The 10,078-nt window shown below is 72.6% G+C and carries 12 protein-coding genes and 1 tRNA gene; 5 read left to right on the top strand and 8 right to left on the bottom strand.

Annotation, left to right across the window (positions count from 1 at the left end; all coding sequences use genetic code 11):
* Positions 1 to 121: 121 nt before the first annotated feature.
* The 5 genes from ACFWWQ_RS19445 to ACFWWQ_RS19425 form a co-directional block, all read right to left on the bottom strand.
* Complete coding sequence (locus ACFWWQ_RS19445) at positions 122 to 1,069, bottom strand: MBL fold metallo-hydrolase (RefSeq protein WP_384597697.1); 948 nt, start codon at positions 1,067 to 1,069, stop codon at positions 122 to 124.
* A 493-nt stretch (positions 1,070 to 1,562) separates the two neighbouring features.
* Positions 1,563 to 1,859 carry a DUF202 domain-containing protein gene (locus ACFWWQ_RS19440; RefSeq protein WP_384597695.1) on the bottom strand — a complete coding sequence of 99 codons (297 nt, stop codon included), beginning with the start codon at positions 1,857 to 1,859 and terminating at the stop codon, positions 1,563 to 1,565.
* 44 nt (positions 1,860 to 1,903) lie between these two features.
* A complete protein-coding gene (locus ACFWWQ_RS19435) occupies positions 1,904 to 2,308 on the bottom strand; it encodes a YidH family protein (protein ID WP_384597694.1) in 405 nt (134 codons plus the stop codon).
* A 13-nt stretch (positions 2,309 to 2,321) separates the two neighbouring features.
* Positions 2,322 to 2,855, bottom strand: a complete 534-nt coding sequence (locus tag ACFWWQ_RS19430) for an NUDIX hydrolase (RefSeq protein WP_384597692.1) — start codon at positions 2,853 to 2,855, stop codon at positions 2,322 to 2,324.
* 66 nt (positions 2,856 to 2,921) lie between these two features.
* Complete coding sequence (locus tag ACFWWQ_RS19425) at positions 2,922 to 3,812, bottom strand: DMT family transporter (protein WP_384597691.1); 891 nt, start codon at positions 3,810 to 3,812, stop codon at positions 2,922 to 2,924.
* Positions 3,813 to 4,048: 236 nt separating this feature from the next.
* On the opposite strand from ACFWWQ_RS19425, the gene ACFWWQ_RS19420 reads away from it, so the two are divergent.
* On the top strand, positions 4,049 to 5,704 hold the full coding sequence (locus ACFWWQ_RS19420; RefSeq protein ID WP_384597690.1) for an FAD-binding dehydrogenase: 1,656 nt from the start codon (positions 4,049 to 4,051) through the stop codon (positions 5,702 to 5,704).
* Positions 5,705 to 5,954: 250 nt separating this feature from the next.
* On the opposite strand, the gene ACFWWQ_RS19415 is transcribed toward ACFWWQ_RS19420, so the two are convergent.
* Together ACFWWQ_RS19415 and ACFWWQ_RS19410 are read right to left on the bottom strand one after the other, a co-directional pair.
* Complete coding sequence (locus tag ACFWWQ_RS19415; protein WP_384597689.1) at positions 5,955 to 6,356, bottom strand: (2Fe-2S) ferredoxin domain-containing protein; 402 nt, start codon at positions 6,354 to 6,356, stop codon at positions 5,955 to 5,957.
* Positions 6,353 to 6,559: a hypothetical protein gene (locus ACFWWQ_RS19410; RefSeq protein ID WP_384597687.1), complete on the bottom strand. Its 207-nt coding sequence runs from the start codon at positions 6,557 to 6,559 to the stop codon at positions 6,353 to 6,355. The genes ACFWWQ_RS19415 and ACFWWQ_RS19410 overlap by 4 nt, the downstream gene beginning before the upstream one ends.
* 120 nt (positions 6,560 to 6,679) lie before the next feature.
* Between ACFWWQ_RS19410 and ACFWWQ_RS19405 the strand changes: the two genes are divergently transcribed.
* Entirely contained in the window at positions 6,680 to 7,000 is a 321-nt protein-coding gene (locus ACFWWQ_RS19405; RefSeq protein ID WP_384597686.1) for a hypothetical protein, read from the top strand.
* Between the two features lie 17 nt (positions 7,001 to 7,017).
* On the opposite strand, the gene ACFWWQ_RS19400 is transcribed toward ACFWWQ_RS19405, so the two are convergent.
* Positions 7,018 to 7,105: transfer RNA gene (locus tag ACFWWQ_RS19400), tRNA-Leu, on the bottom strand.
* 228 nt (positions 7,106 to 7,333) lie between these two features.
* Between ACFWWQ_RS19400 and ACFWWQ_RS19395 the strand changes: the two genes are divergently transcribed.
* The 3 genes from ACFWWQ_RS19395 (at position 7,334) to ACFWWQ_RS19385 (ending at position 9,954) form a co-directional block, all read left to right on the top strand.
* Positions 7,334 to 8,659, top strand: coding sequence for a M20/M25/M40 family metallo-hydrolase (locus ACFWWQ_RS19395; RefSeq protein ID WP_384597684.1), 1,326 nt, complete (start codon positions 7,334 to 7,336; stop codon positions 8,657 to 8,659).
* A gap of 153 nt (positions 8,660 to 8,812) precedes the next feature.
* Positions 8,813 to 9,046: a chaplin gene (locus ACFWWQ_RS19390; protein WP_384597683.1), complete on the top strand. Its 234-nt coding sequence runs from the start codon at positions 8,813 to 8,815 to the stop codon at positions 9,044 to 9,046.
* Between the two features lie 137 nt (positions 9,047 to 9,183).
* On the top strand, positions 9,184 to 9,954 hold the full coding sequence (locus tag ACFWWQ_RS19385) for a chaplin (protein ID WP_384597682.1): 771 nt from the start codon (positions 9,184 to 9,186) through the stop codon (positions 9,952 to 9,954).
* Positions 9,955 to 10,078: the final 124 nt, after the last annotated feature.

Raw genomic sequence — 10,078 nt, 5'->3', positions numbered from 1 at the left:
CCGCCTCGGGGCCGGGGGGGCCCGTTTTTGGGGGGGGGGGGGGGGGGCGGGGGGGGGGGGGGCCCCGGGGGGGGGGGGGGGGGGGGGGGCGCCCCCCCCGCGCCCCCGGCCCACCGTCCGCTCAGGCGTGACAGGCCACCGGCACCCCGCCGTTCAGCACGGTCATGTCGGCGAAAGCAGCCCCCACATCCAGCGGCGCACCGGGCTCGGCGCCCTCCAGCTCCGCGTACGCGCGGTGCAGATTGGCCACCAGTCGCTCGCTCTCGGCCAGCTCGGCGAACCGCCCGAGGTCGGCGCCGGTGGCCGCCTCCAGCGGGCTCAGCCCGGCTACGTGGCTGCGTCGCGCCAGCTCGTCGACGTACCGCAGATACCGCTCGACGGTGTCGTACACCTCCGGCCCGGTCACCGGCCCGTGGCCCGGCACCACCGTCGTCGCGTCCAGCGACCGCAGCAGCTCCAGCGCGCGCAGCGACCCGGCGAGCGAGCCCATGAGCAGGAACGGCGTACCGCCGTGGAAGATCAGATCCCCGGTGAAGACGGTGCGCCGCCCCGGCAACCACACCACCGTGTCGCCCCGGGTGTGCGCGACGCCCGGATGGATCAGCCGCGCCTCGATGTCACCGACGTACAGCGTCAACTCATCCGTATACGTCAGCGACGGCGGCGTCAGCACGATGTCGCCGAAGTCCGTCTCCGGCCACACCGCCTCCAACTGGTGCCCCGCCGCGAGAAGTTCGCTACGGCAGGCGGCGTGCCCGACGATCGTGGCCGCCGGGGCGAAGACGGCGTTGCCGTAGGTGTGGTCGCCGTGGTGGTGCGTATTGACGACGGTACGCGGCGCGGGCGCCCCGCTCTCCGCGATCCGCCGCGCCAGCAGCCGCGCCCGCCGCTCGGTCGCCGCGGTGTCCACCAGCAACGTCGCCTCGCCGTCGGTCACCACCCCGGCGTTGTTCAGACACCAGCCACCGTCCGGCTGGACGAACGCCGAGACACCTGGGCTCAGTTCGGTCAGCCCCGGCTCCTCGGGGGCGGCGGGCACGGGGGAGGCGGGTCCGGAGGGTCGGGACATGGGGAGGCTCCTCGGGGATGACGGTGGTCCGTCCACCGCCCCGGGGCCGGCCCGCGCCTCTCGGGGCGGGCCATGGCAACTCACGGAGCGGCGGCCGCGTCACCGTATCGCCAGGGGATGGGGCGGTGGCGCGCCGCCGACGCGTGGGGCTACGGGCAGCGTGCGTGCCGGGTTGGGGGCGAGGGCAGGGCCTGGGCCGGGCCCGGCCACCGTGGCGCCAGGGGGTCTGCGTCGACCGGGCCGCCCGGCCGTACGGAACGGGGCGCGGCCCGCACGAGGCCGCCTGGCCTCAGCCGTACCCGCCGGGCGAGGCCAGGTCCCTGGGCCGGGCCAAGACCCGCCGCACCCACCGGGCCGGGGCCCGAGGCGAACCCGAGCCGAGCCCGCAGCCCACCCCGTAGCCCGAGCCGAGCCCGCAGCCCACCCCGCACCCCGAGCCGAGCCCGCAGCCCACCCCGCACCCCTGGCCACCGTTCCCCTCACCTCTCGCCCCTCACTCCTCACCCACCAAAACCACCCCACCCAACACCGCCAACACCACCGTGCACAGTCCCACAACCCCCGCCCCGCGCACCCCCAGCACCACCGGACGCCTCTCCGCCATCTCCCGCATCCGGCGATGCGCCACCAGCCCGAACACCAGCCACACCACCCCCGTCAGCGCCACCGCACCCGCCGCCACCGCCCCCGGTGCCGCGGACTGCGTCAGCCGTCGGACGGCCAGCGCCACCACGACCGTGCAGGAGAGCGTCGTCCGCCGCCAGGCCAGCCGGGTGCGCTCCGGCTGCAACCCGGGATCCCGGGCCCCGTCCCCGTCCCGCGCCGTGCCCACGCTCAGCGCGTCCAGCCGACCGCGACGAGCACCACCATCGCGGCGGCCAGCGCCCCCACGACCAGCGCCAGCAGCGACGGGAAGCGCGACACCGGCAGATCCTCGCCGCGCCGCATCGCCCGCTCGCACCGCACCCAGTGGTGCACCGCCCGCACCGCGCACAGCGCCCCGGCCACCAGCAGCGCCACCGTGAACACCGTCCGCAGCCCCGGATGCAGCCGCGGCAGGAACTGATCCACCGCAAAACCGCCGCCGACCAGCGCAAGTCCGGTCCGCAGCCAGGCCAGCAGGGTCCGCTCGTTCGCCAGCGAGAAGCGGTAGTCGGGCGTCCGGCCCTCCTCGCCGATCCGCGCGGGCGACCACCACAGCCGCGCCGCCTCCCGCACCGACCGCAGGTCACCGCTCACTGCCGCGCCGCCATCAGCGGGCCTCGCCGGCGTGCCACTCCCGCAGCCGCCGGTACGCCGCCACCCCGTCCGGCGTCCACGGCCACTCCGCCAGCCGCCGCTCCAGCTCCTCCTCCGTGACGAAGGCGTGCCAGGCCACCTCCGACTCCTGTGGCGCCACCGGGAGCGTGCACCGCACCTCGTACACCGCCGACCACCAGGAGCTGCCGTCCGCCTCGTAGAGGAACGAGAAGCGGTGCTCGGGCCGGTCGAGCCCCTGGACGCCCAACTCCTCCTCGGCCTCCCGCAGCGCCGCGTCGTCGTAGCTCTCCCCGGCGCCCACCACACCGCCGACGAACATGTCGTAACGCCCGGGGAAGACCAGCTTCCGGTCCGTTCTGCGGTGGACGAAGATCCGGTCCTCGGCGTCCCTGACCAGGATGAACGTGCAACGGTGACGGAGGTTGCGGGCATACGCCTCGCCGCGCGGCGCCCGGCCCACCACCCGGTCCTGCTCATCGACGATGTCGAGCACTTCGTCCGCATCGAGCGGTTGCTGATCGGTCATGCCGCCATGCAACCACCGGCGCCCCGCCACCGGAACGCCGGGCCCCGCCACCGGCGACCGGCCGCCTCAGCGCGGCGCCCGCGCCCGCGGATGCGGCGGCCCCGAGCCGGGCGGCATCGCCGGATGCCTGCCGATCAGCACGATCCCCACCACGATCGCCACGATCCCGGCCGCCTGCCACGCCAGCGCGCCCGGCGTCACCCGCAGCTGGTCGCCGAGGAACCCCACCCCGCACGCGATCCCGGCCAGCGGCTGCGCCGCGGTCAGCGCCGGGAGCGACAGCCGCAGCGGCGCCGTCTCGAACGCGCTCTGGACCAGCACCAGCGCCGTCACCCCGAGCGCCACCACCGCGTACGGCTGCCAGCTCGTCGCCACCGCCGTCCAGCCGCCCGCGGTGAACCGGTCCCCGCTCATCCGCGTCAGCGCGTCCTGCAACCCGTACAGCAGACCGGCCGCCGTCCCCAGCAGCGCCGCCTCCAGCGCCATCCACATCCGCTTGGCGACCGCCGTCAGCAGCAGCGCCGTGCCCAGCACCACGCCGATGATCAGCCACTGCCTCAGCTGGTCGGCGGTCGCCTGTCCGCCGTGCGGCCGCCCCGCCACGATGAACGCCGTCACCCCGCCCGCCAGCAGCCACAGCCCGGCCCACCCGCTGCGTCCCAGTCGCTGCCGGGTCAGCCACCGCGACAGCGCCATCGCGAACAGCAGATTGGTGGCCAACAACGGCTCGACCAGCGTGATGTCGCCCACCCCCAGCGCGAACGCGCCCAGCGCCATCCCGCACACCATCAGCCCGATCCCGGCGAGCCAGCGCGGCATCCGCGCCAGATCGAGCAGCAGCCGCAGCGAGAGGAAGTCCTTCATCGGCGCGTGCTGCGCGGCCGCCTGCTGGAAGACGAACCCCAGGCCCAGACAACAGGCCGCACCGAGGGCCAGCAGAATCACGGTCACGGACATACACCTCGTATCGGGCGGTGTGGAGGTGAGCCCGAGGATAGCCACCCGGCCCGCCCGCCGCGGTGGCCGCCGTCACGTCGGCCTGCCGCGCCACCGCCCCGCTGGCCCGCAACGCCCGCCCACACCCCATGCCGACCGGTTGGTACGAGCTGTTGACGCCCGTACCGACCCGCGCAGAGGATCGGATCACCACGGCATCCGGGGCGTCCGGCACGCCCCGGTGAGGAGAGCTGACGATGGCGTACGACGCTGATGTGATCGTGATCGGAGCGGGCCTGGCGGGCCTCGCGGCCACCGCGGAACTGGCCGACGCGGGACGGAAGGTGATCCTCCTCGACCAGGAGCCCGAACAGTCCTTCGGCGGCCAGGCCCACTGGTCCTTCGGCGGCCTCTTCCTCGTCGACTCGCCCGAGCAGCGCCGCCTGCGCATCCGCGACAGCCACGACCTGGCCTGGCAGGACTGGCTCGGCACCGCCGGATTCGACCGCCCCGAGGACCACTGGCCCCGCAAATGGGCCGAGGCGTACGTCGACTTCGCCGCCGGGGAGAAGCGCTCCTGGCTGCACCGCCAGGGCGTCCGGTTCTTCCCCGTCGTCGGCTGGGCCGAACGCGGCGGCTACGACGCGACCGGCCACGGCAACTCCGTCCCGCGCTTCCACGTCACCTGGGGCACCGGCCCCGGCCTCGTCGCCCCCTTCGCCCGCCGGGTGCGCGCCGGTGCCGCGCGCGGCCTGGTGGATCTCCGCTTCCGCCACCGTGTCACCGGCCTGACCCGCACCGGCGGCGCCGTGGACACCGTCAGCGGCGACCTCCTCGTCCCCTCCGACGCCGAGCGCGGCACCCCCAGCAGCCGCGAGACGGCCGGCACCTTCGCACTCCGCGCCCAAGCCGTGATCGTCACCTCCGGCGGCATCGGCGGTAACCACGACCTGGTTCGCGCCAACTGGCCGGAACGGCTCGGCACCCCGCCGCGCCACATGCTCTCCGGCGTCCCCGCCCACGTCGACGGCGCGATGCTCGGTGTCGCCGAGGAGGCCGGGGCCCGCCTCATCAACCGCGACCGGATGTGGCACTACACCGAGGGCATCGACAACTGGAACCCGATCTGGCCGCAGCACGGCATCCGGATCCTCTCCGGCCCGTCCCCGCTCTGGCTGGACGCGACGGGCAAGCGCCTGCCGGTGCCGCTCTTCCCCGGCTTCGACACCCTCGGCACCCTCGACCACATCATGCGCACCGGACACGATCACACCTGGTTCGTGCTCACCCGGAAGATCATCGAGAAGGAGTTCACCCTCTCCGGCTCCGAACAGAACCCGGACCTGACCGGCAAGTCCGTCCGCGACGTCCTCGGCCGCGCCCGCGGCGGCGCCCCCGGCCCCGTCCAGGCGTTCCTCGACCACGGCGCCGACTTCCTCACGGCCCGCACCCTGCCCGCACTGGTCCGCCAGATGAACGACCTGACGGGCGAGCCACTGATCGACGAATCCGCGCTCCACCGCGAGATCGTCGCCCGCGACCGCGAGATCGCCCACCCCTTCACCAAGGACCTCCAGATCACGGCCATGCGCGGCGCCCGCAAATACCTCGGCGACCGCCTCATCCGCACCGCGACCCCGCACCGCCTCCTCGACCCCAAGGCGGGCCCCCTCATCGCCGTACGCCTCCACATCCTCACCCGCAAAACCCTCGGCGGCCTGGAAACCGACCTCGCCTCCCGCGTCCTCACCCCCGACGGCACCCCGCTGCCCGGTGTCTACGCGGCAGGCGAAGCCGCCGGCTTCGGCGGCGGCGGCGTCCACGGCTACCGCTCCCTGGAGGGCACGTTCCTGGGCGGATGCCTCTTCTCGGGCCGGACGGCGGGGAAGGCAGCGGCTCGGGAGGTCGCCTGAGCGGAATCCGCTCCGTGGGGCTGCCGGCCCGCCAGGCGTTCCGGTCCGGTCGGGCCGCGGGGCCCGCCCCGCCCTACGGCAGCGGCAGCCTCGGCGCCCCCGGCAGGCCCACGCCATGAGGCACGGCCGGCCCTACGGCAGCGGCAGCCTCGGCGCCCCCGGCAGGCCCACGCCATGAGGTACGGCCGGCCCTACGGCAGCGGCAGCCTCGGCGCCCCCGGCAGGCCCACGCCATGAGGCACGGCCGGCCTCACCCCTCCAGCGCCTCCCGCACCCGCCGCGACACGGTGAACGCGTACAGATCCAGCACCCCCGGCGGCTCCGCGACCCCCGGCCCACCGGCCCGTATCCACTCTGCGATGTCCGCCAGCGCGGCCTCGTCGTTGACCAGCCCGAGCCACACCGGGCGCCCGCCCGCGGCCCGCCCAGCGGCCGACGGCTGCACCACGACCACATTCGCCTGATCACAGACGTCCAGGCACTCCGAGGCCCGCACCGGCGCGACGTCTCCCAGCGCCGCCCGCAGCCGTGGGATCTGCCCGGCATGATCGACACCGGGAACCTTCGCCCCGTCACCACAGCAGCAACCACGGCAGACAGTGACCCGGCACGGAGCTTCGGCGGCTGCCCGCCCGGAACGCTTGGCACTCATCCGGCCCATGCTACGCGCGCCCCGAAAACGTCCCGAAGCTGCTTGACCGTGGCCGTGGAATCCTTGTGGGTGTCATCCACCTGCTGTGCGAAATCCCGCACATGGGACCCGAGTTCGCGGACCTTGTCCTCGTTGATGTCCGGCCGGTTCACCCCGATGAACTGAAGAAACGACACCACTTGACCAGCCAGCTCGATCGCCATACCGCTCCCCCCAACGCGTCCACAACAACTCACCGAGACGGTGGTCAAGGAGGCGCAAGACAGAGTCAAACAAGTGCCCTCGGAACCGTCATCAGCGCGTACGGCGGCGAGCTTGACGGGATGGTGATGCCGGTGACATGCGCCATCGGCCCCCGCGATGCCGATGCGGCGCGCGGAAGGGAATTCGAGGAATCCAGCCCTGCCATCGGCATCCGCGTTTCGGGGAACACCGTCGTTCGCCGCTCCATGTCCGGAGCGATGATCTCCGTCGGCGGTACGCCGGAGTCCGACTGCTCTGACGATGAGCGGAGCGCCCGCGTTCAGCCACCCATCGCCACAGGCCGCTCGGCCCCTGCCATCCATGGCCTGACCCAGGGGTTCACCCAGCTGCCGGGCACGCGGTCGGTCACGCCACCACCAGGAAAAGCAAAAGACCCCTGAAGAACAGGGGTCTCAGCTGGTGTCCGAGGGGGGACTTGAACCCCCACGCCCGATAAAGGGCACTAGCACCTCAAGCTAGCGCGTCTGCCATTCCGCCACCCGGACAAGGTGTCTGCCGTTCCGGCCTGGGCCGTTCCGACAGAGAAAACAATAGCAAACCTTTCGGGGTGCTCGATCACCCGCACGTCGCACCCGGTACGCGGCTGTGACCAGGGCATGTCGGCCGTATTGCGGCCTTGGGCGGAGCCCGCCACGGGTGGAGGATGGCGGTGGACCCCGCCGCGGCCGGTCCTTGGGTGAGCGTGCCGCGGCCGTGAACCCCAAGGAGGCAGTGTGAGCGAGTCACAGCCGGCCCGTACGGTCACCGGTGAGGACGAGGTCGTCGACCTGTGCCGGGACCTGATCCGGATCGACACCAGTAACTACGGCGACCACTCCGGCCCCGGCGAGCGCGCCGCGGCGGAGTACGTGGCGGAGAAGCTCGCGGAGGTCGGGCTGGAACCGCAGATCTTCGAATCCCACAAGGGCCGGGCCTCGACGGTCGCCCGGATCGAGGGCGAGGACAGCTCCCGCCCGGCCCTGCTCATCCACGGTCACACCGACGTCGTCCCGGCCAACGCCGACGACTGGACCCACCACCCGTTCTCCGGCGACATCGCCGACGGGTGCGTCTGGGGCCGCGGCGCCGTGGACATGAAGGACATGGACGCGATGACGCTGGCGGTCGTCCGCGACCGGATGCGCTCCGGCCGCAAGCCGCCCCGCGACATCGTCCTGGCCTTCCTCGCCGACGAGGAGGCCGGCGGCACCTATGGCGCCCGCTACCTCGTCGACAACCACCCCGGACTCTTCGAGGGCGTCACCGAGGCGATCAGTGAGGTCGGCGGCTTCTCGTTCACCGTCAACGAGAACCTGCGGCTCTACCTCGTCGAGACGGCGCAGAAGGGCATGCACTGGATGAAGCTCACCGTGGACGGTACCGCCGGTCACGGTTCGATGATCCACCGCGACAACGCCATCACCGAGCTCTCCGAGGCCGTCGGCCGCCTGGGCCGTTACGAGTTCCCGGTGCGCGTCACCAAGACGCTCCGCCACTTCCTGGACGAACTGGGCGACGCCCTGGGCACCGAACTCGACCCGGAGGACATGGACGCCACGCTGGCGAAGCTCGGCGGCATCGCCAAGCTGATCGGCGCCTCCCTCAAGAACACCGCCAACCCCACCCAGCTCGGCTCCGGTTACAAGGTCAACGTCATTCCCGGTCAGGCCACCGCCCATGTCGACGGCCGCTTCCTGCCCGGCTACGAGGAGGAGTTCCTGGCCGACCTCGACCGCCTCCTCGGCCCCCGCGTCAAGCGCGAGGACATCCATGCCGACAAGGCGCTGGAGACCAGCTTCGACGGGGCCCTGGTCGACGCGATGCAGTCGTCGCTGCAGGCCGAGGACCCGATCGCGCGGGCCGTGCCGTACATGCTCTCGGCCGGTACCGACGCCAAGTCGTTCGACCGGCTGGGCATCCGCGGCTTCGGTTTCGCGCCGCTGAAGCTGCCGCCGGAGCTGGACTTCGCGGGCATGTTCCACGGCGTGGACGAGCGGGTGCCGGTGGACGGGCTGAAGTTCGGCGTCCGTGTGCTGGACCGTTTCATCGACGCTAGCTGAGAACCCCTACAGGGGGTGAACTACCCAATGCTGAAGGGTTTTTCGCTGGAAAGAGTGAATGCTGAGTCATCTTCGTAGCCTGAAGGCCCTCCACGTCGTTGCAGGCTGTGCGGTCCGCGGCTGGGATCGCACTGCCAACGTAGGAGGATTTACATGATCAAGAAGGTCGTCGCTGCCGCGGCGCTCACCGGTGGATTCGTGCTCGCCGGCGCGGGCCTGGCCGTTGCCGACTCGGGAGCCCAGGGTGTCGCTGTCGGCTCCCCGGGCGTGATCTCCGGCAATGTGATCGAGGTTCCGGTGCACATCCCGGTGAACGCCTGCGGTAACACGGTCTCCGTGATCGCGCTGCTGGACCCCGCCTTCGGCAACACCTGCATCAACGACTGACGTCACATCTGCACCGCAAGGGGCCGATCCGGTCGGCTCCGGGGCGCCTCGCGTTCCGGAGCTGCGGGGGATTTTAGGTGGGCGGCATGCTTCCGCGTCCGTCCGTATTCGCAAGGCACGAGGCAGGGGAACAATCTATGAGGCAGGTCGCACGCAAGGGCCTGATTACCGTGGCGGCTGCAGGCGGCATCCTCGCCGCCACGGTCGGCTACGCACACGCCGACGCGGGCGCCCAGGGGGGCGCGGCGCACTCACCGGGTGTCGCATCCGGTAACTCCGTGCAGGTCCCGGTCCATGTACCGGTCAACGCCTGCGGCAACACCGTCAACGTCGTCGGTCTGCTCAACCCCGCGATGGGCAACAGCTGCGCCAACGACTCCGGTGAGCACCGGACTTCGCCGGGTGGCGGCCACCACGACGAGGACGGCAAGCAGCAGGGTGGGCACGGCGGCCCGCACGGCTCGACCGCCCAGGGCGGCGCCATCGGCTCGCCGGGCGTGGCGTCCGGCAACAACGTCCAGGTGCCGGTCGACATCCCGGTCAACGCCTGTGGCAACAGCGTCGGCGTCGTCGGCGTGCTCAACGGCGCGTCCGGCAACGAGTGCGGTAACGACGCCGTCCCGACCAGGCCGGGCCACCCGGTCGAGCCGGGGCACCCGGAGCACCCGGAGAAGCCGTCGCATCCGCAGCACCCCGGTGAGCCGGTGAAGGAGCACCCCTCCACACCGTCCACGCCGGGGCTGCGGCCGCAGACGGCGTCGCACGCCAAGATCGTCGCGACTCCGGAGCCGACGCGTGAGCTCGCGCACACCGGCGCCGAGTCGATCGGGTACGCGGCCTCGGCCAGCGCCGGTCTGATGCTCGGTGGCGCTCTGCTCTACCGCCGGGCACGCGCCGCACGCAAGTGAGGTAGTGCCTTACGGCATCGCAGAACGAAGCGGGCCCCGCCGCACCGGCGGGGCCCGCTTTGCGTTGCCCGGAGGGACCGCGCGCCGCCGCGCGGCGGTGGGCGCGTACCGTGCGGGGCGGTAC

The sequence above is a fragment of the Streptomyces sp. NPDC059080 genome (assembly GCF_042739975.1).
In the GTDB taxonomy this organism is placed as follows: Bacteria; Actinomycetota; Actinomycetes; order Streptomycetales; family Streptomycetaceae; genus Streptomyces; species Streptomyces benahoarensis.
This window is presented reverse-complemented; position numbering and strand designations above follow the sequence as displayed.